The following is a 25,550-nucleotide window of genomic DNA, read 5'->3' on the forward strand; positions in this document are numbered from 1 at the left end:
CTTGCTATAAGGTTTGGTTAATTTTACTTGCGACTTTGCTGTGGTATATTTTAAACATCAAAACAAACAAGAGCTAAACAAGTACTTACAAAAATTTAATCACAATAAAATATAAATGGAGGAAATGACAATGGCAGACATCAAACAGAGCGCACTTGAACTTATCGGGGGAACACCAATTCTTAAACTTAACGGATATAGTAAAGCTGCAGGAGTGGAAAATGCAAATATTCTTGCAAAGCTTGAGTATCTTAATCCGGCTGGTTCAGTCAAGGATAGAGTAGCGCTTAGCATGATAGAAGATGCTGAGAAGAGTGGCAAGCTTAAGCCGGGCGCAACAATAATTGAGCCCACAAGTGGAAATACAGGAATCGGACTTGCAGCAGTTGCAGCAGCAAAGGGATACAGAGCAATCCTTACTCTTCCTGATACAATGAGTGTTGAGAGAAGAAACCTTTTAAAGGCTTATGGCGCTGAGATAGTTCTCACAGAGGGAGCTAAAGGTATGAAGGGCGCAATCGCCAAGGCTGAAGAGCTTGAAAAGGAAATTGAAGGATCTATAATCCTTGGTCAGTTTGTTAATCCAGCAAACCCTGAGGTTCATAGAAAGACTACAGGCCCTGAAATCTGGAAGCAGACTGACGGACAGGTTGATATCTTTGTAGCAGGTGTTGGTACAGGCGGAACAATTACAGGTGTTGGAGAATTCCTTAAAGAGGTTAATCCTGATGTCAAGATTGTTGCTGTTGAGCCGGCAAGCAGTCCTGTCCTGTCTAAAGGCGAGGCTGGTGCTCACAAGATACAGGGAATTGGTGCAGGATTTGTTCCTGAGACTCTTAACACCAAGATTTATGATGAAGTTATCGCTATAGATAATGATGATGCTTTTGCAGAAGGCAAGAAGTTTGCTGTTTCTGAGGGTATCCTTGTAGGAATTTCTTCAGGTGCAGCACTTAAGGCAGCAACAATTCTTGCACAGAGAGAGGAGAACAAGGGTAAGAATATTGTAGTTCTTTTACCTGATTCAGGTGACAGATACCTTTCTACACCATTGTTCGCTAATTGATAAACAAGTACTCGGCAAAAGGAATTTCTCATTTGAAATTCTTTATATAGAAACCTACCGGTGCCAAAACAGTTTGACCCGGGACTATATAGCACTCCGCAGCTCATTTGCTACGGAGTGCTTTTATGGTGTGCATTTTCTTTTTTTCAGGCAGTTTCTTCTGCGGTTTCTTCTTTTGTCTTTAATTCTCTTTCATGGAGCTGCTGAATATCATCAATTGCTGAGAGCATAGGCTTAACGTCCTGACCAAGGATCTTTCTCTGAACGTAGTTGTGAGTAATTTTCATAACTGTTCCGCTAAGGGTGACAACACCGATAAGGTTGGGAATTGCCATCATACCGTTGAAGGTATCTGAAAGATCCCAGGCAAGAGTCAAATCCATGGTAGCACCGACTACGATGAAGGCTACGAAGATCACATGGTAAAACTTGATTGTTTTTCTTCCGAAGAGATATTCAAAGGCTTTGCTGCCGTACTGACTCCAGCCAAGAACAGTAGAGAAAGCAAACAGCAGGATCGCAACAGCAATGAAAGCTGAGCCAAATTTACCAAATACTGAGGAGAAGGCTTCAGCTACAAGAGCTGTAGAAACCTGCTCTGAAATAACTGCGCCGGTTTCAAGATCAACGAGACCACTAGAAAGAACTGCGAAGGCTGTGATTGAGCATACGATTATGGTGTCGGCAAAAACTTCGAAGATTCCCCACATGCCCTGAACTACTGGCTCTCTTACGTTTGAACTTGAGTGAACCATTACAGAAGAACCAAGACCGGCTTCGTTAGAGAAAACGCCACGCTTCATACCAAACTGAACAGCCATGGCAACGCCGCTGCCTACAATACCGCCGCCAACTGCGCGCATGCCGAAAGCTCCTTTTATAATAGATGTGAATACGGCACCAAACTGATCAATGTGAACCACGCAAACCACAAGGGCAAAGAAAACATATAAAACAGCCATGAAAGGAACGAGCTTTTCAGTAACGGAGGCAATTCTCTTTAAACCACCTACAATAACAAGGCCAGCAACTACCATAAGGAAAAGGCCGGTTATAATTGTAGGAATACCAAACACTGTGTTCATATTTACGGCAATTGAGTTAATCTGGCCCATGTTCCCGATACCGAAGGATGCAAAGATACAAAAAATAGAGAATAAAACAGCAAGTGCAGAGCCAATTTGCCTGCAACCCTTCTTGGAGCCTAAACCGTCACTAAGATAATACATAGCGCCGCCGCACCATTCATTTTTCTCATTTCTTCTACGATAGAAGATACCAAGGACATTTTCTGAGAAGTTTGTCATCATGCCAAAGAAAGCAACGATCCACATCCAGAAGATGGCGCCGGGACCACCGGAAGCAATAGCTACGGCTACTCCTGCGATATTACCGGTACCGATTGTTGCAGCCAAAGCTGTACAAAGGCTCTGGAACTGGGAAATCTGTGTATCCTCTTTTTCTGTATGTGCTGTTACGTGGGAATCCTTGAAGATACCGCCGATGGTATTGGAAAGCCAGTGCTTAATGTGAGAAATCTGAAAGAATCTGGTAAGGCAGGTCATTAAGATACCTGTTCCTACCAAAAGAATCAGCATTGGTAGACCCCATACGAAGCTGTTGATAGCGTTGTTGACATTTTCTACTGTAGACAAAAATCCTTCCATATATTACCTCCGCAAACAGTTTAACGATTTAAATTATTGACAGTTTAGCACATTGAATTGTTGAAGTCTATATATAAGTAATAAAAAAGTGTATATATTGAGAGGTGTGCTTTGGTTGTTTTATGTTAGAGATTGCGGTATTATGAATATATATGGCGAAATATAGTTAATTTTTTTCGGTAACTGATAACTTTATGTGATCAGATGGGGGTATTATGGAAGATAAGAGAAAAAACAAAAGGCTTGAACTTTCAGGAGAAATCATACTTAAGGAGCTGGGCGGTACAGGCGATGGAGAGGCTGCTGAGATTGAAATTCATGACTGTTCAAGGGACGGTATAGGATTTACTACAGATAAGGCACTTCTCATTGGCAGCAACTATGAAGCTAATCTTACACTTTGGAACAAAGATAAGATTCATGTCTTTATCCAGATAGCCAGAGCTGATAAAGAAGGCGATATATTCCGCTATGGTGGAATATTTATCGGAATGCCTGATGCAGACCGCATGAGAATACAGGTTTATGAGACAGTAGAAGATGAGCTTTCTCATCAAAAGTAAATAGAATTGGACAATTGATAAATGCTAACTAGAAGTCAGTACAGGTGTAGTTTTAAGCTAATTGATAAGAATGTTCCTATTGATGGAATAATTGACAGGTGTAAAGAAAACTTTGAAAAGCTCATAAAAGAGGGAAAAATATGCAATGCTTCCTTTTACCGCTATGAGAATATGGGTTTTTTGTACCTGGAAGAGACGTCAGATACTTCTGTCGATGCAGATCAGGTAATGAGTGATTTAAAGCCGTATTTAAAGCCCTGGCCTGAAGAAAACGGTGACAGATACTTTGTGCGGATGATAAATGTCTACTATCATCATATTCCTGAAAGTGACCTTGAGGAGTGGGAAAAAGAGAGAACAACTTCTGTCAAGCAGCGCATAGGCAGGGTGGCTTTCGTGTATCCGGATAAGCTTCCGTCTTATGTAAGGTATCATAGCGCTATTGTTTCTGAGGGACTTCTAAAAGGCGATAAATACGCCTATATTTCTATGCATGAGAACTTACTGTTTTCATATTATGAAGAACCAAGAAGCAATGTGAATATCAGGGGAATAGATAAGGAGTCGGTTGCAATTCAAGACTGGATGGCTGCTGATCCTGAATCTCATTTTGACAGAGTTAAGGCAAAGGGCAGTAATTTTCTGGTTATTCCCTGCTTGTTTTCTGTAGACAGAGTAGATATGTAGTTATAGTTAAATATTTTAAAGCCTTGTTTTAGTGCTAAATTGCGCTGAAACAAGGCTTTTGTTCTGATATGAGAAATTACTATATCAATATATTCTGTTACAGGAGTCTTTGTAAATCTGTAAAGAAGGTTGGGTAGGATATTCCAACACAGGCATCATCTAAAATACGGGTAATTCCATCAGCGGAAAGAGCGGCAATTGCAAAACACATGGCCAGACGATGGTCGTTGTGAGTGTTGATATCAGCTCCGTGGAGCGGTTTGCCGCCATGGATTATCATGCCGTCATCTGTAGCTTCGATATCTGCACCCATAGCGGTAAGGTTTTCTACGACAGTAGCAATTCTGTCTGATTCCTTAACCTTTAGCTCAGCGGCATCCTTGATGATAGTGTCGCAATTTGCTGTAGCTGCAAGGACAGCGACCATAGGAAGTTCGTCTATCATTGTCGGAATATCTTTTCCTCCAATTTCAAATTTGTTGTTCTGATTGCCGTGAAGTTCGCTGTATTTGACTAAAATATCAGCGCGAGGTTCGCCTGATTCGTTCATATTAAGAAGAGTGATATCTGCGCCCATTTGCTTGAGCACAGTTAAGATACCGCTTCTTGTCTTGTTGACTCCTACGTTTCTGATAAGAAGCTCAGATCCGGGAACCATAAGTGCCGCAGCAATAAAGTAAGCGGCAGATGAGATGTCTCCTGGAACGTTTATCTTGATGCCGTGAAGTGGCATTCCCGGATGGAGGATAGCAGCAGCGCTTCCATCTCTTGCTATTTCGTTATGTACATCTGCTCCAAAAGATGCAAGCATTATCTCTGAATGATTTCTTGATAGAGCTGGTTCATAGACTACAGTTTCTCCATCTGCATAGAGGCCGGCAAGAAGTATCGCTGATTTTACCTGAGCGGAAGCAATAGGATTTCTGTAGTTGATGCCTCTAAGCTTACAACCACCGCCTATATGAAGGGGAGCGCAGTCGTTCCCCATAACTGATGAAATATCTGCTCCCATTTGAGAAAGAGGCTTAATAATGCGGCTCATAGGCCTTTTTTCTATTGAGCTGTCACCTGTAATATTGGAATCAAATGGCTGGGCTACGAGGATGCCGGACATAAGCCTTGTGGTAGTTCCGCTGTTTCCGGTATAAAGAGTTGAAGCAGAGGCTTTAAGCCCATGCAGACCTCTTCCGTGAACAGTAATCTTAGGAACACCATTAGTAGGTTTCACTGTGTGGTCGATAATAATACCAAGCTTTTTGAAACAATCAATTGTTGAAAGACAGTCTGCGCTCTCAAGAAAACCTGTGATTTCAGTAGTGCCTTCAGCAAGGGCTCCAAACATTATGCTCCTGTGAGAAATGGATTTATCTCCGGGAACAAATACATCTCCTTTTAATGGGTGTGATGGTTTTTCAAGTGATATCATTGTATAGTCTCCAAAAATTCAAATAAAATGAGTTTATAGATCTTACAGAAGCTGTCAGCCTTGTGCAAGAATAACCGTATATTCACTTGCTGTGAGAAGTGAGGTTGCCTGTTCAAGGTCTCTTCCATTATGGAATTCTATGCGGAGCGTTCCGCGCTCGTATTCTCTGTTGTGAACAATACCTATATTTTTGATATTCACGTTGTGATCGGATAAAAGAACTGCCACAGCAGCCAAGCGTCCGGGCTGGTCATTGATCTCAACATGAAGAACATAAGTCTTGGGAATAGGTCCACTGGCAAAATCCGTAAAGGATTCCCTGTAGGTTCTTGCTGAGGTAAAAAAGTCCAGAAGCTTGTCATTATCATGCTCATCAACAGCAAGTTTTATATCTATAAGTGAATCAATGAGACTTTCCAAAAGCCCTGAAATATTATCGGAATTAGTATTACATATCTGCTGCCACATAACAGGAGAGGATGAGGATATTCTGGTAATATCCTTAAAACCTCCGGCGGCGATCGTTTTCATAAGATGATCTTCGTTGTCGCTATCTTTAACCAGATTTACAAGAGCTGCAGACAGGACATGAGGTACATGACTTATAGCAGCTGTTGCATAGTCATGCTGAAGATACGGAACAACTAAAGGGATTGCTCCCATTTTCCGTACTAGATTGTAGTAATCTTCAAGCCTTTCCTCATCGCAATTATCAGTTTTGGTCAGAATATAGTAAGCATTTTCTAAAAGTGTTGCCTTGGAATTCTGATAACCGATGCGCTCTGTTCCGGCCATAGGATGGCCGCCGATAAACTGCTTCTCAAGGCCAAGCTCTTGAACCTTCTCATGTATGCTGTTCTTGACACTCCCTATATCCGTCAGAGTTGTCCTGGGACTAAGATATGGGAGTAGCAGCTCCATGTTGTCATTATTTATCTCGACAGGAGCACAGAGAAAAATATAATCACAAGCTGTAAATTCAGGCCCAATCCTGTCAAGTGCGACGTCTATTGTTCCTTCGCTTTTGGCAGCTTCTACTGTTGATCTGTGAGGTGTATATGCGATGATCTTGCAATCCGGCTCGGCATTTTTAATTGCTCTTGCCATGGAACCGCCGATAAGTCCAAGGCCGACAAAACCGTATATTTTACTATCCATAAAGGTCAAAATCCCCTCAACAATGCGTATTTGTGCAATAACAACTATAACACTGTAACGTGCGAAAGTCAACGCATTATATAAGGTTTTGTACTAAATAAATATTTAATATATAAATAATAATTTATCGCAATATAGCATGTTAAAATGATATATGGGTGAAAGTATGCATGGGAGTACAAGATGCAAGATAGTAAAAAGCGTTTAACTACAAATCAAATAATGAGCATAGTATATGCTGTAATAGTGATTTCGCTTTTAATAGCTTCGCTATTTTTTTCTGATGCTTTCAGTCGGGACTATTTACCGGAAATGACTGATTACAATGGCTACTGGCACGATGAGGATGGAGATGTCTGGCAGATAACAGATATTAATGTTCGTGATCTGGGCGGAAGTATTATTCTGACCAAGACGCTCCCATACTATATATTCGATGGCGATTGCATCTGCTTTGAATCAAAGAATGTTAATATAAAAGTCTCTGTAGGTAAGAGAAGAGTATATGATTTTAATGCACAGGAAAATATTACAGGAAAGGGCTATGGAGTGGCTTTTCACGCTGTAGGACTTTCAAGAGAAGATGCAGGCAATGTCATTACTCTTCAATTTGATACTCTGGTAGATAAAAATATATCCGGTCAATTATACAGAGTCTATCTTGGTAAACCGGAGGATTATATTCGAAGGTTTATCTATGACAGATCTCTTTTAGTTCTTACTTCGACTATGATCATATTCTTTGGGCTGCTACTTATGATATTATGGCTCGGTATTCCTGATAAATCCAAGGAACCATACAATGTTTTTGCCCTTGGAACTGCTGCTTTTATCTTAGGCCTTTGGTGCCTTATAAACACCAATATATTGCAGCTTTTATCAGGTCATTATTATTTCTGGCGAATCTTAGGAACCCTCATGATTCCTATGATAGGCTATCCTTTTGTTGTCTTTTGCAATTCCCTTACCAAACTGAAAAAGAGTATATACAATGTTTTGGCCTTTGCTGTATCTTCTGTGTCAGTTATTGCTATGCTTCTCCTGCGATATCTGGCAGGAATAGACATGATGAATTCATTAGTGCCCTTTACACTGGCAGGTGCCCTTTGTGACCTTATCATATTGATAATTATGGCCGTTGAGAATCATATTCAATGCAAAAAGCTTGATATACCATCAGGTTTTAGGGTGTTTAAGATTGGCGCTGTCATCCTTATAGCTTTGTCGGTTGTAGATGTGATCCTGTATAGATTCTTTGACAAACTAAATGACTCTTATGGCGTATTTATGCGCTTTGGAATAGTTGTATTTATCATTGTCATGATATTTCAGTTTGTCAGTTGGTGGACGAGTGATCAGGTTGCTATCGATAGAGACAGATTTATCAACCGTTCACTTCAATTTGCGGCTACTTCGAGAAATCCTGTAGAGGGTATCAAACTGCTCCTTGAATATCTTGGTAAAGAGCTGCTTGCCAAGAGAACCTATATCTTTGAAGCGAGTGATAATGGGATAATGCATGGCACCTACGAATGGTTCAGAGATGGGCTTACGCCTATGGAAAAAGAAATAGATGCAATGCCGACTGAAAAAGAAATGGAAAAGCTACATCAGAAGATCATGGCAGCCGAAAATAACTGCTTTGTAATAAGGCATCCTGATGACATCAAAGAATTGTCTCCTTTTATGTATGAAATGATGCAAAAGGGTAATTTTTCTAATGCAGTATTTAGCCCAATCAAATCAGGAGATATCCCGATTGGCTTTATTGGAATCAGTGATATTCCTGCGGATAACATAAACAATGTCTATGAGATCATGGGAATCCTTCCATACTTTTTTGCCCAGTTTATCAATCAGCGCAAAGAGCAGGACAGGATTATTTACTACAGCTATCATGATTCTCTTTCAGGAGCAAGAAACCGTACGGCCTTAAAAGAGTTTGTCAAAGAAAAACTCGATATGTCCCAGACCTTTGGCTATGTATTGTGCGAGATAGATGACCTTAAATCAGTAAATACAAGACTTGGACACGATGCAGGTGATGCTATGGTCATCAACACTGCAAAGAGCATGATCGAGGCCTTTGGAGAAGAAAATGTATACAGATTGTCAGGTGAATCATTTGTAGCCTTTGGATTTGAAAGTGATGAGACTTATTTTGACAATGATGTGCAGAGAGCCAAGAGGCTTTTAAGTGAAAAAGAGTGTGAAACAACAGTCGCAGCAGTTTTTTGTTCTAATGGTGCAACGGATATAAATGTTGTTATCAAGTATACCTTTGAACTTCTGGAAAAAGAGAAAGAGGGATAAATTTGGAAGAGAGCAGACAGGAGAAAAACAGGCTCCATAGCATGGTTGTCCTTATAATTTCGGCTTTATGTCTGGGTGCAATTATTGAGAATATAACCATGGGGTGGGAATTCTGGATGCCACCTCTTATTGGCGTTGGAATTCTTGCAATGTGGTGGATGCACATTGTTCAGTACAACAGGACTTCTTATAGAGAGAATTTCTATCTGATTTTTTCCATGGTTGTTACCTTCTACCATGGCGTTCACAGTTCAAGCTTTTTTGATGTTGTAATTGTATGTTCACTATTAATGGGAGCGGCTGCACTCCTGGGCCGAAAGACTATTTTAAGACTTGTTCTCATAGAGTTTTACGCTGTGATGGCTGTGCAGCTTTCTCTTGCAATCAGATATTCGTATTATCAGTTTAATGGACTTGTTGTTTCAAGGCTTATCCTTCATCTTGTGGCTGCATATTTTATATATCTTATGCTCAGTAAGCTTGTTGAACAAAATCAGGAGAACCGGGCAGAAATAGATGAGCTATGTAAAGAAAAAGCAAACAATGATATAGACATGGAAGACTTTCTGGTTAACATTTCACATGAACTTAGAACACCGTTAAACGTAATAAACGGACTTACAGATCTTATCCTCAGGAAAGAACCCAAAGAAAAAATAATCCAGATCAGAAATGCAGGACTTAGAATGGCTGGACAGATTGAAGATATTCAGGATTACAGTGAAATCAGGCAGAACAATCTGACACTTGAAAACAGCAGATACATGGTGACTTCAATCGTTCATGATATTCTTGCAAATTATAATGCCATGCATGTTAAGCCACACCTGGAATTTATAGTTGATATTGACCCGACGGTACCTGCGGCATTAAAAGGTGATATAAGAAAGATACATAAGATAATTGCACATCTTCTTGACAATGCTTTTAAATTTACGAATGAGGGTGGTGCATACCTCAGACTGTCAGCTCTAAAGAAAGAATACGGAGTAAATCTGATCATAGAAGTAACTGATACCGGCATAGGAATGACGGAGAAAGATATTGAAAGCGTGCAAAAGGGTGTGTATCAGGCAAACAAGACAAGAACCAGAAGTACAGGAGGCATAGGTCTTGGCCTTTCTATCGTTTATGGTGTAGTAAGGGCAATGAATGGTTTTGTCAGAATAGAGAGCCAGCGCGGTAAGGGAACAACTGTCAGGGTGAGTATCTATCAGGAAGTAATAGATCCATCGCCTTGCCTTGGCATTAGTACTGATAAGTTTATCAACATAGTTTTCTATGATTGCGGAGACAAACAGAGAGCTCCGGAAATTGATGAAATGTACAGAAATATGGGCAAAAACCTCGCTGCAGGTCTTCGCGTAAACCTATATTTTGCCTCATCGCTTGATGATCTTAAAAAACTTGTATCCAGGGGGAAGATCACTCATATTTTCATGGAATACAGAGATTATGCCAGAGATAAGTCTTATATAAGAAATCTTGCTGATGGAAAGATAACAGTAACAATGATCTGCGATAATGAATCGCAATATGTTACAGGTTCAAATATTGTATGTACAACCAAGCCATTCCATGCACTTACTATTGTGCAAATACTAAATGGCAATATAGAGGGTGCGGCTGATGTATTTACCAAAGAATTCAAGAAGCCGGAACTTAGCGGTATAAAGGCTCTTGTTGTAGATGATGAGCAAATGAACCTTGTGGTTGCAAGAGGTTTATTTGGTGAATACAAGATGAGCGTAGATACGGCAGAAAGCGGAAAAGAAGCAATTGAAATGTATAGCAGGGGAGATTATGACGTTGTTTTCATGGATCATATGATGCCCGGAATGGATGGAATAGAGGCTATGAAGCTTCTTAGAGGTATGGCTGAACGTGATAACAGAAAGCTCAGGGTAATAGCTCTTACAGCCAATGCTGTCAGCGGAGCAAAAGAGATGTTTATCAGAGAAGGATTTGACGGCTTTATTGCAAAGCCGATAAATATAGGTGAATTTGAAAGAGTAATGAATCGTGTAATGGCTGATAAAAAAGGTCAGCTGTGATGGAGGTAGACTTTGATTCGAAAACTGCTGACAAAAGCAATTGAAAGAATAAAAGATCCATCAAGGTCTCTTAGAGAAAGAGTTTTTCTCGTGCTCACTCTTTTGACTGATGTAGTGGTGGTACTGGCGCTTATAAGCAATCTGATCGTAGGTGAAAATATAGTAGAAAACATCACGCTTGCGATTGCTTTAGTAGCTGTGCCGGTTATTACCATTGTTGCAGTCAGAAAAAACAAGCTTCAGATGGCAGTCAGAATGATTGTACTGGGACTTGCAGGGATAATTTTGCCTATTTTGTTCTACTTTGGCGGTGGCCTGACAGGTGGAGGATATCTTTGGATCATTTTCACCTACCTCTATTCTGGTCTTGTTCTTAGTGATAAATGGAGACCCCTTATGCTGGTAGTTATCACGATAGAATCAGGTCTTATGTTTTTTGATGCCTATATTCATCCTGAGAAGGTGATAGAGCACGAAAGGCAGATTTTTTATATTGATGCTCTTGTATCAGTAGTGATGGTGGGTATTATCTGCTGTATTATGGTCTGGTTTGTTGAATGGATGTTTATTGAAGAAAATAAGAGAGCCAAAGAAGAGACCAGAAAATTTGAAGAGCTAAATAAATCGCAGAATAGATTCTTTTCCAGCATGAGCCATGAAATCAGGACTCCTATAAATTCTATTCTGGGACTTAACGAGATAATACTTCGTCAGGAGGACGCCTCTGACGAGATCAAAAAAGATGCCGGCAATATTCAGGGAGCCGGAAGAATGCTCCTTGCTCTGGTAAATGACATTCTTGATATTTCTAAGATTGAAGCCGGCAAAATGGATATCATTCCTGTCAATTACAGTGTGTCATCTCTTATTTCTGAAGTAGTCAATATGATGTGGCTGAGGGCGGAACAAAAAGGGCTTACTCTTAATGTTGAGATTGATCCTACTTTGCCACAGGAATTATTTGGCGATGAAGTAAGGATCAAGCAGATCCTGGTCAATCTTTTGAACAACGCAGTCAAATACACCAATGAGGGAACAGTTACCCTTCACATAGAAAAAGAGGATATCAAAGAAGAAAAGGTGCGCATTATCTTTTCTGTTTCCGATACAGGAATGGGAATTAAAGAGGATTCGATTCCATATCTTTTTGATGCTTTTCAGAGAATTGATGAAGAAAAGAATACCAAAATCGAGGGTACAGGACTTGGTCTTTCTATAGTCAAACAGCTTGTTGAGCTGATGGACGGGGAGATTTCTGTTAATAGTGTCTATGCTCAGGGGTCTAATTTTACTGTTTCTCTGTGGCAGAAAGTAAGTAATCCGGCAGCAGTTGGCAATATCAGTATTACCAGCTATGGAAGTGTCAGAGATGAAAAGAAATATGAGGCAAGCTTTACAGCTCCTGATGCTCGGATACTTATAGTTGATGATAACGAGATGAACCTGGAAGTTGAAAAGAAACTCCTTGCCGGAACGCAGATAAGGGTAGATACAGCTGACAGCGGAGCAAGTGCTCTTGCTCTTACTGTTGCTACCAGATACGACATTATCTTTATGGATCATCTCATGCCTGTCATGAATGGCATTGAATGTCTGCAGGCAATCAGAAAGCAGCCTGGCGGATATAACAATCATGTTCCGGTTATAGTTCTGACAGCCAATGCGGGCAGCGAAAACAGAGCACTTTACTCATCAAGCGGTTTTGACGGATATTTGGTAAAGCCTGTATCCGGAGCACAGTTCGAAGAAATGCTCCTTGACCACCTACCTGAATCCAAGGTTGTGATCAGCAGAGCTGCTGATCTTAGTAAATCCAAGCTAAATACAGCAAAAGGCTATAACAAAAAGGTTCCGCTTATTATCACGACAAACAGTATGTGTGATCTTCCTGCGAGAACTCTAAAAGAGCTTCAGATTGATACTATTCCTTTTAAGGTACATGTTGATGGCAAAGAATACTACGATGGTCTTGAGGCGGATACTGATGAGATTGTCAGATATATGAAGGCAGGCAAAGAGTTTACGTCTGAGCCTCCAACAGTTCAGGAATTTGAACAGTTTTTTGCCAAGGAGCTTAAAAAGGCTCATCAGCTCATCTACATTTCTCTGGCACCCGGAATCAGTGAAGAGTACGAAAGAGCAAGGCAGGCTGCTAAGGCATACGGAAATGTATTTGTTTTTAATTCAGGTTTTAACTCAAGTTCTATGGGCATGCTTGCGCTTTTGGCATATAACATGTCTAATCAGGGAATGAGCCCCGGAAATATAATAAATGAGCTTTCCAAATATAAAGATAAGGTCAGATGCAGCTTTGTAGCTAGTGACCCTATGGTTTTGCTTAAGAGGGGAATTATAGGAAAAAGACTTTGTGAGCTTATGGTCTCAATTGGCCTTAGGCCTTTTGTAGTAGTTAAAAATGATACCTTCAAGGTGGATAAGCTCCTTATAGGAAATAAGAAAAAGAGCTATGACAGGTATATTAATTATGCAGTTCCAAGAAGATCTGATCATGACCTTGATGTGGCTATAGTCACATATTCTGATGTTTCTGAGGATGTACTTGCAAGGATAAGAGAACGTATTTTAGCTAATGCGCCTTTTAAGAATATTATTTTCCAGAAGGCATCCGCGGCTCTTTCTGTAAGCTGTGGTCCCGGTGCCTTCGGAATAATGTATATGGAAAAAACAGATCATCCCTATAACCTTGAAAAGCTATTGGTTTTCCCTGAAATTGAAGAAAATAAGCCTCTGTCAAAGGCAGGAAATGCTGCTTATGGTATTGACCTGGAGGATGATAAGGATTTATCAGCGGACGAAAAATGGTATGACAGGATTGAAGGAATAGATTCCAAGGTTGCCCTTGAAAACAGCGGTTCTGAGGAGTCTTTTAAGAGTGTTCTTAAGATCTTTTTGGATTCTATTGACAATAAGGCAGGAGAGATTACCGGATTCTACAATGCTGAGGATTATGAGAATTATACGATAAAAGTTCATGCCCTTAAGAGCTCTGCAAGACTTATTGGAGCTATTGGATTATCCCAAAAAGCAGAAGCTCTTGAAATGGCCGGGAAAGAAGGAAATATAGAATATATAAGGAAGCATAATGATGAAGCCATAGATGAGCTTTTGAGTTATAAAGACAGCCTCTCTGCCTTGTTTGAGGATGAGGACAAAAAGACCATGGAAAAAACAGGTGGGTCAGACAAATCAGATAAAGAAGAAAAAGAGAGTGGTAGCAAGCCTAAAGCAGTTGATTATAACGATTTTTTGATAAAGAGTATGTATGAAGCGTTGACCGAAGGCATTAAGCAGAAAAACGAAGGCTACATCAGTAATCTTTTTAAAGAAATGGAAGACTATGATCTTGGGGAACACAAGGATAGATTTGGCAGGCTTCGTGAACTTTTTGAAGTAAAAGACTATGACGGAATGCAAAAAATATTGCAGGAAGTTAAGTGATGGCCTCTGCGGCCTTTTTGCGCGCTTGTGCAAAAAGCCGAAAATACTTGTGCTTAAACACTATATTTAGTAAAATATTCTTATGAGAATTGTTTGGGGCGAGTTTCTGTATTGTTAATTTAGCATATAATTGGCGGCAAATGTCTTTTGCGGCTGTATATGCGTCTATTGTCCCTTGTATTTCTCAAAATACCCAAATTATTGCAACTGGAGGACACCAATATGAACGTTTATACGACTGACAAAATTAGAAACGTAGTGCTGCTGGGCCATGGCGGAGCAGGTAAGACAAGTCTCTCTGAGGCAATGGCTTATTTAGCAGGTATTACATCAAGAATGGGAAAAGTTGAAGATGGAAATACTCTTAGCGATTTCGATAAAGAAGAGCAGAAGAGACATATTTCAATCAGCACATCAACTATTCCGCTTGAATGGGATGGACACAAGATAAACCTTCTTGATACTCCCGGTTTCTTTGATTTTGTCGGTGAAGTTGAGGAAGCTATGAGTGTTGCTGATGCAGCAATCATTGTTGTATCAGGTAAGGCAGGTATCGAAGTTGGTACCGAGAGAGCATGGGAATTATGTGAGAAATACAAACTGCCGCGAATGGTATTTGTTGCAGACATGGATATAGACGATGTTTCCTATAGACAGGTTGTGCAGGATATGACTGATAAATATGGCAAGAAGATGGCGCCATTTAACCTTCCTATCCGTGAAAACGAGAAATTTGTCGGTTATGTCAACGTTATTCAGGAAAAGGGCTTTAGATGGGAAGGCAAAGAGGTTGTTGAGTGTGAAGTTCCTGAGTACAACCAGGCTAACTTAAAGCTTTGCAGAGACACTCTTATAGAGTCTGTAGCTGAGACCTCTGAAGAGTTCATGGACAGATATTTTAACGGAGATACCTTCTCAGAGGCAGAAATCAGAGCTGCTGTACGTTCTAACGTATGTGACGGAACTATTGTACCTATCGAGATGGGTTCAAGTACTCTTTGTCAGGGTATTTATACACTTCTTGATGATATCGTCAAGTATATGCCTAGCCCTGAGAACCGCAAGATGGCCGGTATCAATACAAGTACTAACGAGATTTTTGAAGCTGACTTTGACTTCTCCAAGCCAAAGACTGCTTTTGTATTTAAAACTATGATCGATCCATTTATCGGTAAGTATTCACTTATCAAGGTTAGATCAGGTGTCATCAAACCCGATGATGTTATGTATATTGCCAATAAGGAAACTGAGGTTAAAATCGGCAAGCTCTATGTTCTTCAGGGTAATAAGGCGACAGAGGTGCCTGAGCTTCACGCCGGTGATCTTGGAGCTCTGCAGAAGCTTGATATCTCCACAGGAGATACTCTTTCAACCAAGGCTAACCCTGTTCAGTATGCTAAGATGGATATCTCTACACCATATACATATATGAGATATCATGCACAGAATAAGAGCGATATCGACAAGATCGCTCAGTCTCTTGCCAAGCTTGCTGCTGAAGATCAGACACTTAAGGTTGTCAATGATGCTGAGAACCGCCAGACACTCCTGTATGGAATGGGCGATATGCATCTTGAAGTTATTCAGAGTAAGCTTCTCAATGTATATAAGGTTGCTATTGATCTAACCAAGCCTAAGGTTGCATTTAGAGAAACTATTCGTAAGAATTCGGATGTTGAGTACAAGTACAAGAAGCAGACAGGCGGACATGGACAGTATGGACATGTTAAGATGCGTTTTGCTCCTCTTGGTGATGTTACCAAGTCCTATGAATTTGATCAGGAAGTTGTAGGCGGAGCAGTTCCCAAGAACTTCTTCCCTGCAGTAGAAAAAGGTATTGCTGAATCGGTCCTTAGAGGACCTCTTGCAGCTTATCCTGTAGTAGGTGTTAAGGCTACTCTTTATGATGGTTCTTACCACCCTGTAGATTCATCTGAAATGGCCTTCAAGGTAGCTGCATCTAATGCATTTAAGAAAGGCTTTATGGATGCAACTCCTGTTCTTCTTGAACCAATTGTATCCCTCAAGGTTACTGTTCCGGATACCTACACCGGTGACGTAATGGGAGATCTTAACAAGAGAAGAGGGCGTGTACTTGGAATGAATCCTTCACTTACCGGCAAACAGGTTATCGAAGCTGAGGTTCCTATGATGGAGCTCTTTGGATATTGTACACAGCTTCGTTCCATGACAGGTGGAAGCGGTGATTTTGAGTATGAATTCAACAGATATGAGCAGGCTCCTTCAGACGTTCAGGCCAAAGAAGTAGAGGCAAGAGCAGATAAGGTTGCAGCCGCAAATTCAGAAGAATAATAATTATTATTACAAAGGGCTCTGCGTATCAGCGCAGAGCCTTTTATATTCATTATTTATAGTTATTTAATATTAAATTATCGGTTTTGTGATAATATGAAAATATGGATGAGAATATGTTTATTTCATATAACTATATAGGTGAGATTGCGGGCCTCATTATGGCAGGCCTTATCTTGATGCTGTTTTTGTACACCAAGCCCAAGAAGACATATGTTTTTAAGTATATTTTTGGGGGAATAATTATTTCTATTGCTGCAATACTGATCCAGATTTCTATAGTTCATGTAGCAAATAATCCTGACCTGTATTTTAATCGCTATCTTTTTATGGGACAGCTTCTGATATTCCTGATCTTATATAATGGAATACTGTACTGCATCTTTTCATATGTGAATATGATGTCGATCGTCAGGAGAGCGCAGCGTAAAGAGTTTATCATGATGTATGCGCTTTTATCAGTGGTGTATATTGCTGGCGTGATAATCGAGATTGCAGCCAGACACTTTTATTCATTTGAGGTTGATGGAATCGATATATCGCATTTTGTTAAGTACTATAGCGGAGCAGGTATTGTTTGCGCAGTCATTTGCTTTAATGCAACTCTCAGCAACAGATTAAATGTTGCAAGGGTCATATGGCATGCAGTAATCGTCTGTGTTCCTATAGAAATATGTTTTTTACTGTTCCAAATGCTGTCGATTGACAGATTTCATTCTATATTTATGGCAATGAGTTATGTGCCTGTATTTGCTCTCGGATATGTCCTGTTCCATTCAAATCCGTATGATGACCTGACCGGAAGCCAAAATGAATATGGTCTTATGTCTTATGTGGACAAATACATAGGAAAAAGAAAATTCTATGTTAGCTATATTGATCTAAAATATCCTAATGTAGAAAGCTTTGGAAATAATGTCGATGATATATTTATGAAAGCTGTTTCTATATGCAGAGCAGTGGAAGCTATAAAGCCAAGGGTTACTCTGTTCAGGGTAGCGGAGAACAGATTTATAGCTGTTATCAGAGTAGATGACTACCAGAAATTCTTAAGTGTCATCAACAATATTAGAGGTGTTCTTGACGGTGCCAGGGCAGATATGAGCGTCCCTATCAACTATGTCATGATTTCAGGAGAAGCCTATCCGGAACTTGAGACATCCACCAAATGCAGACAGTACTTCCAATACATTTCCAGACGCTTCAAAAATCAGAACAGCAGCCATTTCTATGTTACAAAACCTAGTGACTTTGATGAGTTTATTGAAGAATATGATATTGCTGTCACTCTAGAAGATATACGTAACAGACTAGATCTCGACGATGAAAGGGTTGTAGTGTATGCCCAGCCTATATACAGCGTAGAAACCGGAAATTTCAAGGCGGCGGAGGCTCTTACAAGACTTAGGCTTGGAGAGAAGCTTATTAGTCCTGACAGATTTATACCTATAGCAGAAGAAAGCGGAACAATCCATGCTATCACCTGTATAGTTCTCAATAAGGTGTGCAAAGCCATAGTTGAGTTTGATGAGTTTTATGATTTTGATGCTATTTCCATAAATGTTTCTTCAAGAGAAATTTCTCACAAGAACGCTTATTATGACCTTATGGAAATCATTGAAAGATATGATTTTAATGTATCCAGGATCAGATTTGAGATAACAGAATCTGCAATGTTTGAGAACTATGAAATGGCTAACGAGAATATGAATTCTCTTACCAAGGCAGGAATTCATTTTTATCTGGATGATTTTGGAACGGGATATTCTTCATTTGAAAGAGTAATGAATTGCCCTGTAAAGACTATCAAGTTTGATAAGACATTATTATATAAGTCGATTGATGATGAGAGAATGGATGATATCATGACTTATATGATAGAGGTATTTAAGAAAAATGGTTTCATTACCCTGGTAGAAGGTGTTGAGGATGAGGCTCAAAGCCAGTATTCGATGGAGAGGGGCTTTGACTATATTCAAGGGTATCTATACGCTAAGCCTGAACCTCTTGAAGAAATGAAGAAGTATTTTGACAGGAAAAACAAATTCTAACCAAAGGCGGTTTGCAAGCAAAATGATATGATTCCTCCTAAGTAGATAGGTTAAATAACCAAAAATCTACTTAGGAGGTTTTTTCTATTTACAGTCTAATACAAAATGGTGAAAAAAAGTCAATTAACTGCATAACTTTACCACGTTGACATGAATAGTATGATTGTATACAATTATACCCAACGAACAATTTTTTCGATATTACGGGGAAAATATTATGCAGGATAATAACACATTCCAAAATCGACCTGTCACTATGAATGACAAGAATAATCTGCTCCAGATTGAAGAGCATATGTATATTCTTGACGATGTTGAGAGGCCAAATGTATTCAGAAATATGTTTCCATATGAGGAAGTACCAAAGATTCCTTTTAACGACAGAATCGTTCCTCACAATATGCCCAAGGAGATTTGGATAACTGATACCACTTTCAGAGATGGTCAGCAGTCCAGAGCCCCCTATACAACTGATCAGATTGTTCATATCTATGATATGTTTCATGAACTTGGCGGTCCTAATGGTATGATCCGCCAGAGTGAGTTCTTTTTATATAGTAAGAGCGATCGTGATGCTGCGTATAAATGTATGGAAAGAGGTTATGAGTTCCCGGAAGTAACCAGCTGGATAAGAGCCAGTGAGGAGGATTTCAAACTGGTTAAATCTATGGGAATGAAAGAAACCGGAATTCTGGTATCCTGTTCAGATTATCATATCTTCCTGAAACTCAAGATGACAAGAAGGCAGGCTCTCGACCATTACCTTAGTATTGTTCGTTCGTGTCTTGAGGCGGGTATCAGTCCCAGATGCCACCTGGAAGATATTACAAGAGCAGATATTTTCGGATTTGTTGTTCCTTTCTGTCTCGAGCTTATGAAACTCAAGGATGAATACAAGATTCCTATTAAAGTAAGAGCTTGTGACACAATGGGATATGGTGTAAACTTCTCTGGTGCGGTTATTCCACGAAGCGTACAGGGAATCATATATGCGATCAACACAAACGCCGGTGTTCCAAGTGAGCTTATTGAGTGGCATGGACATAATGACTTCTACAAGGCGGTAACTAATTCAACAACTGCCTGGATTTATGGTTGCTCCTCTGTTAATACTTCATTATTTGGAATCGGTGAGAGAACAGGTAATACACCACTTGAAGCTATGGTATTTGAGTATGCACAGCTCAAGGGTACTCTTAATGGCATGAATACTCAGGTGATAACAGATCTGGCTGAGTATTATGAAAAAGAAATCGGATTTACTGTTCCTGCTAATACGCCTTTTGTTGGTAAGAACTTTAATGTTACAAGAGCAGGAATCCATGCAGATGGACTACTCAAAAATGAAGAGATTTATAATATCTTTGATACAGAGAAGTTCCTCAGAAGGCCACCTGTAAGCGCAGTTTCTAACACGTCCGGACTCGCAGGAATTGCTCATTGGATAAATGTTCACTATAAACTAAGGGATGAGCATGTACTGTCCAAGACATCACCACTTGTTACCAGGATAAAAGAGTGGGTTGACGCAGAATATGCCGGTGGACGAGTAACCGTTATGACAGACAATGAACTTGTCAGAGAGATAGATAAAGTCAGCGAAGAACTTGGCATCATTGTCAGAGAGGGAGAAATAGTAAGTCGCAAGACTACAGAGGACTAATATGGGAAATAGCGATCTAAAAGAAGAAGTAACTGACAAATACTCACTGCGTGGCAGAGTATTTCACAGAATAAGAGAAGATATCTTAAATGGTAAATACAAGGATCATGAAGAACTTAAGGAGGTTGCTATCGGCCAGGAACTTGGCGTTAGCAGAACTCCTGTAAGAGAAGCCTTCAGACAGCTCGAACTTGAAGGGCTCATTCAGATCATCCCTAATAAGGGAGCCTATGTTACCGGTATCAAGGTCAAGGATATCAGGGATATCTATATGATCAGGTCCAAACTTGAGGGATTATGTGCAAGATGGGCCTGTGAGAACATTACCAAGGAACAGCTGGAAGAGATGGAAGAAGTCATCTATCTGGCTGAGTTTCACGCTGCAAGAGGCCATATGGAACAGATGGCGGAGCTTGATAACAGATTCCATACTATTTTGTATGAAGCATGTAATTCCAAGATGCTTGAGCATCTTCTTAAGGATTATCACAGCTATGTGCTCAGAGTCAGACAGAAGACTCTTTCAAGCAGCAGAGGAGCAGTATCCAATGTTGAGCATAAGTTCATCATGGAGGCTATCAAGGAGAATAACCCTGACAAGGCAGAAGAGCTTGCCAATCAGCATATGATAAATGCATATGAGAATATGTTGGACAAGGGACTGCTTGAAATGTACGAGTAATAAGAATTATAAACGGACGGCATCGGATAATCGCATATGTCTATTCAATCCTCCGATGATGCAAGCATCAAATCGGATTGACAGACATATGCTTATTATCAGATACCTGTTTGTGTATAAAGATATTTATCGATATTTGCGCAGAAATGTTTACAGGAGGATGGAATGGGAAAAATTCAGATGACAACCCCGATCGTTGAGATGGACGGGGATGAGATGACAAGAGTTCTGTGGCAGCTCATCAAGGATAAGCTGATCCTGCCTTATGTGGATCTTAAGAGCGAATACTATGATCTTGGCCTTAAACACAGAGATGAGACTGATGATCAGGTAACTGTTGACAGTGCCAATGCTACCCTTAAATACGGTGTTGCAGTTAAGTGCGCAACAATTACTCCAAACGATGAGAGAGTCAAGGAATATAGCCTTAAAAAGATGTATAAGAGCCCTAATGGAACTATTAGAGCCATCCTTGATGGAACAGTTTTCCGTACACCTATAATGGTAAAGGGAATTGAACCTAATGTAAGAACATGGGAGAGCCCTATCACTCTTGCAAGACATGCTTATGGTGACGTGTACAAGAATGTTGAGATCAGAGTCCCTGGCCCGGGCAAGGCCGAGCTTGTATTTACCGGTGCCGACGGAACAGAGATAAGAGAGACTATTCATGAGTTCACAGAGCCTGGTATTATCCAGGGCATGCATAATAAGGATGCTTCCATAGAGAGCTTTGCAAGAGCATGCTTTAAATATGCTCTTTCTGAGAAAAAAGAGCTGTGGCTTGGAACAAAGGACACTATCAGTAAGACATACGATAGAAGATTTCGCGATATCTTTGATGAGATTTATGAGAAGGAATTTAAGGAAGATTTCGAGAAAGCAGGAATCACTTATTTCTATACACTTATCGATGATGCTGTAGCTCGAGTAATGAAGTCTAAAGGCGGATTTATCTGGGCCTGCAAGAACTATGATGGCGATGTAATGAGCGATATGGTTTCCTCAGCCTTTGGATCTCTTGCAATGATGACTTCAGTTCTGGTATCTCCAAGTGGAGTATACGAATATGAGGCTGCTCACGGAACAGTTCAGAGACACTATTACAAGTACCTTAAGGGCGAGCCTACATCGACTAACCCTGTAGCTACTATATTTGCCTGGACAGGCGCTCTTAGAAAAAGAGGAGAACTTGATAATATCAAGGAGCTCATGGAATTTGCAGATAAGCTTGAAAAGGCTACACTTTCAGTTATTGAATCAGGCCGTATGACAGGCGACCTTGCTCTTATCACATCACTTCCAAATCCTGTAAAGCTTGGATCAGAAGAGTTCCTCGATGCAATCGCAGCTGAGCTTGAAACAATTTGAGAATTGTGATCAGAATATGAATATAAAAAAGACCTTGAGGCGTATTTACTTACGTTTCAAGGTCTTTTTCTTGACTATCGTGCCTATTAAGCTTTATTCAAAGTTTTTTGATATGATGAAAGATATTAGCACAAAAAACATGTTATAATCCAATAAAGTGTACTTTGTGAGACATACACAAATCATATAGTATTACAATTTGATTGCACTTTTTTGCTAACAAATTAATTGTCACACGTTTATTGTACATTGTCAAATATTTGGATGAAAATTATTGTTTTTGCGTCACGTAAAAAGGATGGCTTTTCGCCATCCTTTAATACCTCCGAAATGGGGTCTGACCCGCTGTTTCAGTGTTCAAAAATAATCATTTTATGCTCTCAACTACATTTGAAGACACAAATGAAAGCTCTGTTTCTTCCCCCTGATCAAGTATACTCAAAAGGCGGCATGCAGGACCTGTAGGATGAGTACGCCCTAGTTCCCAAGCCTCGACCGTTTTTTTAGACACGCCCATGTAATTTGCAAAAACAGTCTGGGTCATGCCTGCTTTGTTTCGAATATTCTTAATTTGACTGTTTGAATACTTAGTAATGGGTGCTATTACAAACACAGTCTTCTTAGCTTTACCAATTCCTTTTTCGTAATCTATAGCTTCCTGTAATCCATCACGTAAATCTTCAAATAATGAACTCATGATTTGTCCCTCCTGTTTTTTGCAGCCTCATCTTTAAGGGATTTAACAAGTTTCTTAAGCATTTGTTTTTCATTTTGTGTTAGATTATCTTGCTCATCTTTTGTGAAAGCTGTAATTAGATAAATAACCTCATACTCTTCAAAATCAGTATAGCAAACCCTTACACTTCCACTCTTTCCTTTATTTTCCAAAGGAAACCTTACTTTTCGTATTCCTCCAGTGCCTTCCATCACCGGTCCCGATTGTGGATCCTTTAGTAGCAATAATTGCAGAGCAGTTAATTCTTCATCGGTCAATCCGATTTCTTTCCATCTTTTTGTAAAAAGCGGAACTTCTATAAATGTCCTGCTTAACATATAATCTTCTATTCTCATACTTATAATATATATCCTACATTGTAGGGTGTCAATATGGTCATATTTGCACGCAAACGTACATTGGTTTGTAAAAAACTATCCTAAGCAAAATAAAATCACAACGTTCAAACCGACGTGATATAACCCAAAGCCCTCGAAGTCATTTTTGTTACATTTTTCCGTAAAGGGGGCTGACCCCATATGCAGGTTCCTCTATGCCACCAGATCTGCACCAGTACTCAATGCAGTCAACGAGTACAATACAGTCTTATATTTTGAAGAAAGTGAGGATGAATAATGATGTTTAATGAAGACGTTTCTGCAGAACTCCAGGATATCCTTGAGATTGAATTACACAGGTACAAACGAGAAATAGGCCACATGACCAAAGAAGAATGGAACCTGCTGGTAAACTGGGTTTACTCTGGCCATAGTCCCTACACCAACGGAGATGGCGTCTTTGACGATGATGGCTGGCCTCTTGACTTCATAAACACTCTCCGCAGCTGGAACGAGATGCAGGAATACAGTGATAGCTTAGATGATGAGACTTCTTGCGATTATGCTGACTTGAATATTTTACTAGCAAGTAAATAAAAAACATCTTTTATCTATTCGTTTTCGAAATTATAGTTAAGTCTATGCAGCCTTCGATAAAAAGTTGCTCTTGACACGCCACACATTTTTGCAGCATCGTCTGCAGTGATCAGGTTATCATGATACATTTCATATGCTTTCCAAAATTCATCAGTTAGAGGTAACTCTTTTGCTCCAAACTTAACTCCTCTTGCTTTTGCGGCAGCTATTCCCTCTGCTTGCCTGATTCTTATATTATTCCTCTCATTTTCTGCCACAAAGGATAGTAGCTGTAATACAATATCAGAAATAAATGTTCCCAAAAGATTCTTATCTTTACGAGTATCCAAAAGTGGCATGTCCAAAACTACTATATCTGCTTTCAAAATCTTAGTAATATATCTCCATTGTTCCTGAATATCAATATAGTTACGTCCAAGCCTGTCAATGCTTAGTACAAACAACGCATCTCCCTCGTTTAGAATACTAATAAGAGTTTGATATTGAGGCCTTTCAAAATTCTTACCAGACAATTTGTCAACAAATATGTTTGAAGATTCTACTCCTTCCTTTGTTAAAGCTATTATTTGACGGTCCTCATTTTGGTCCTTAGAACTAACGCGAGCATAGCCATATTTTTTTCCCATATTAGTATTCTCCTTTTAATGCACAAAGGATAGTAATATCAAAATAAAACCAGTCATGTTACAGTTTTGAGGCATTAGTAAAAACCTTTCATAAATTACTTCTTATTTCCAAGTACTTGCGCAAGTAGTGGTGGAAAAATGGGCGTGAATTCGCCTAGACAGCTTATATGCTGCAAAAATGTGTTCTAGAAAAAGCACAGGAAGTATATTAACACTTAATTTAGTTGAAGTATAGATGTAAAATTCTTAAGATTTTCTGTATATCGCAATAATATTCAGAAAAATACGTCTTATGATACTAAATCTTTTATTATCACATATACTGCATTATAAGTTTTCTCATCAAGACCAGACAGCATGTCCATGAGATCAGTTTTATTAGAATCTCTCTCTTTTTCAGAAAAGGTCTTAAAAAAGGTTTCCGGAGTAACATTTAAATATTCACATATTTGGAAGAAATTCTGAATTGTAGGGAAAGATCTAAGATTTTCTATATTATTGATATAGCCTGGATTCTGGCCAAGTTCAAGACTCATTTTGCGCGCAGAAACTTTAGCTTTTTTTCGAAGTTCACGAAGCCTTATTGCCATTTTTTCACCCATTTCATCAGCATATGCCATCTGATCATCCCCCTTAGAAGTGAAATATCAAAAAGTACACTTTGTGAGACGCTAATGATATGATTTGCGACTAAAATGTGGAGTAAAAATATACCTGGTTATATCCAGAGAAAGGGAGAATCCAATTAGGTGATAATTGGACTTTAGGTCTAATCATGAAGCATTTTTCTTCAAGACATTT

General features: G+C 39.6%; 19 protein-coding genes. 12 read left to right on the forward strand and 7 right to left on the reverse strand.

Annotated elements, in window-relative coordinates:
* The first annotated feature begins 130 nt into the window (after positions 1-130).
* Entirely contained in the window at positions 131-1,066 is a 936-nt protein-coding gene (gene cysK, locus BPR_RS05565; protein WP_013280485.1) for a cysteine synthase A, read from the forward strand.
* Between the two features lie 146 nt (positions 1,067-1,212).
* Here the strand turns inward: cysK and BPR_RS05570 are convergent, their stop codons facing one another.
* Positions 1,213-2,733 carry an alanine/glycine:cation symporter family protein gene (locus BPR_RS05570; RefSeq protein ID WP_013280486.1) on the reverse strand — a complete coding sequence of 507 codons (1,521 nt, stop codon included), beginning with the start codon at positions 2,731-2,733 and terminating at the stop codon, positions 1,213-1,215.
* 215 nt (positions 2,734-2,948) lie between these two features.
* On the opposite strand from BPR_RS05570, the gene BPR_RS05575 reads away from it, so the two are divergent.
* Both BPR_RS05575 and BPR_RS05580 read left to right on the forward strand, forming a co-directional pair.
* Positions 2,949-3,296, forward strand: coding sequence for a PilZ domain-containing protein (locus tag BPR_RS05575; RefSeq protein ID WP_013280487.1), 348 nt, complete (start codon positions 2,949-2,951; stop codon positions 3,294-3,296).
* A 21-nt stretch (positions 3,297-3,317) separates the two neighbouring features.
* Entirely contained in the window at positions 3,318-3,983 is a 666-nt protein-coding gene (locus BPR_RS05580; RefSeq protein ID WP_013280488.1) for a hypothetical protein, read from the forward strand.
* 97 nt (positions 3,984-4,080) lie between these two features.
* On the opposite strand, the gene aroA is transcribed toward BPR_RS05580, so the two are convergent.
* Together aroA and BPR_RS05590 are read right to left on the reverse strand one after the other, a co-directional pair.
* Positions 4,081-5,409 (reverse strand): 3-phosphoshikimate 1-carboxyvinyltransferase, encoded by a 1,329-nt coding sequence (gene aroA, locus BPR_RS05585; protein ID WP_013280489.1) that lies wholly within the window; start codon positions 5,407-5,409, stop codon positions 4,081-4,083.
* Between the two features lie 54 nt (positions 5,410-5,463).
* A complete protein-coding gene (locus tag BPR_RS05590; RefSeq protein WP_042256627.1) occupies positions 5,464-6,567 on the reverse strand; it encodes a prephenate dehydrogenase in 1,104 nt (367 codons plus the stop codon).
* A gap of 222 nt (positions 6,568-6,789) precedes the next feature.
* Between BPR_RS05590 and BPR_RS05595 the strand changes: the two genes are divergently transcribed.
* The 8 genes from BPR_RS05595 to BPR_RS05630 all read left to right on the forward strand — a co-directional run bounded on the left by BPR_RS05595 (position 6,790) and on the right by BPR_RS05630 (position 22,473).
* Positions 6,790-8,880 carry a GGDEF domain-containing protein gene (locus tag BPR_RS05595; RefSeq protein WP_207636494.1) on the forward strand — a complete coding sequence of 697 codons (2,091 nt, stop codon included), beginning with the start codon at positions 6,790-6,792 and terminating at the stop codon, positions 8,878-8,880.
* A 2-nt stretch (positions 8,881-8,882) separates the two neighbouring features.
* The gene (locus BPR_RS05600) at positions 8,883-10,934 is read left to right on the forward strand and encodes a hybrid sensor histidine kinase/response regulator (protein ID WP_013280492.1); all 2,052 of its coding nucleotides are present in this window, start codon (positions 8,883-8,885) and stop codon (positions 10,932-10,934) included.
* Positions 10,935-10,946: 12 nt separating this feature from the next.
* Positions 10,947-14,393 carry a DegV family protein gene (locus BPR_RS05605; RefSeq protein WP_013280493.1) on the forward strand — a complete coding sequence of 1,149 codons (3,447 nt, stop codon included), beginning with the start codon at positions 10,947-10,949 and terminating at the stop codon, positions 14,391-14,393.
* 222 nt (positions 14,394-14,615) lie between these two features.
* Positions 14,616-16,706: an elongation factor G gene (fusA, locus tag BPR_RS05610; protein ID WP_013280494.1), complete on the forward strand. Its 2,091-nt coding sequence runs from the start codon at positions 14,616-14,618 to the stop codon at positions 16,704-16,706.
* Between the two features lie 104 nt (positions 16,707-16,810).
* On the forward strand, positions 16,811-18,757 hold the full coding sequence (locus tag BPR_RS05615; protein WP_013280495.1) for an EAL domain-containing protein: 1,947 nt from the start codon (positions 16,811-16,813) through the stop codon (positions 18,755-18,757).
* 217 nt (positions 18,758-18,974) lie between these two features.
* The gene (locus tag BPR_RS05620; protein WP_042256630.1) at positions 18,975-20,420 is read left to right on the forward strand and encodes a 2-isopropylmalate synthase; all 1,446 of its coding nucleotides are present in this window, start codon (positions 18,975-18,977) and stop codon (positions 20,418-20,420) included.
* A gap of 1 nt (position 20,421) precedes the next feature.
* A complete protein-coding gene (locus BPR_RS05625) occupies positions 20,422-21,102 on the forward strand; it encodes a GntR family transcriptional regulator (protein WP_013280497.1) in 681 nt (226 codons plus the stop codon).
* Between the two features lie 165 nt (positions 21,103-21,267).
* A complete protein-coding gene (locus BPR_RS05630) occupies positions 21,268-22,473 on the forward strand; it encodes an NADP-dependent isocitrate dehydrogenase (RefSeq protein WP_013280498.1) in 1,206 nt (401 codons plus the stop codon).
* Between the two features lie 367 nt (positions 22,474-22,840).
* Here BPR_RS05630 and BPR_RS05635 read toward each other — a convergent pair whose 3' ends face one another.
* Both BPR_RS05635 and BPR_RS05640 read right to left on the reverse strand, forming a co-directional pair.
* Complete coding sequence (locus tag BPR_RS05635) at positions 22,841-23,170, reverse strand: helix-turn-helix domain-containing protein (protein WP_013280499.1); 330 nt, start codon at positions 23,168-23,170, stop codon at positions 22,841-22,843.
* Complete coding sequence (locus BPR_RS05640) at positions 23,167-23,544, reverse strand: type II toxin-antitoxin system RelE/ParE family toxin (protein WP_242662201.1); 378 nt, start codon at positions 23,542-23,544, stop codon at positions 23,167-23,169. Before BPR_RS05640 ends, BPR_RS05635 begins: the two co-directional genes overlap by 4 nt.
* Positions 23,545-23,823: 279 nt before the next feature.
* On the opposite strand from BPR_RS05640, the gene BPR_RS05645 reads away from it, so the two are divergent.
* Positions 23,824-24,123 (forward strand): hypothetical protein, encoded by a 300-nt coding sequence (locus tag BPR_RS05645; protein ID WP_013280501.1) that lies wholly within the window; start codon positions 23,824-23,826, stop codon positions 24,121-24,123.
* Positions 24,124-24,137: 14 nt separating this feature from the next.
* Here BPR_RS05645 and BPR_RS05650 read toward each other — a convergent pair whose 3' ends face one another.
* Entirely contained in the window at positions 24,138-24,749 is a 612-nt protein-coding gene (locus tag BPR_RS05650; RefSeq protein ID WP_013280502.1) for a recombinase family protein, read from the reverse strand.
* A 290-nt stretch (positions 24,750-25,039) separates the two neighbouring features.
* Positions 25,040-25,369: a helix-turn-helix domain-containing protein gene (locus tag BPR_RS05655; RefSeq protein ID WP_013280503.1), complete on the reverse strand. Its 330-nt coding sequence runs from the start codon at positions 25,367-25,369 to the stop codon at positions 25,040-25,042.
* Positions 25,370-25,550 lie beyond the last annotated feature (181 nt).

The sequence above is a fragment of the Butyrivibrio proteoclasticus B316 genome (assembly GCF_000145035.1).
GTDB lineage: Bacteria > Bacillota > Clostridia > Lachnospirales > Lachnospiraceae > Butyrivibrio > Butyrivibrio proteoclasticus.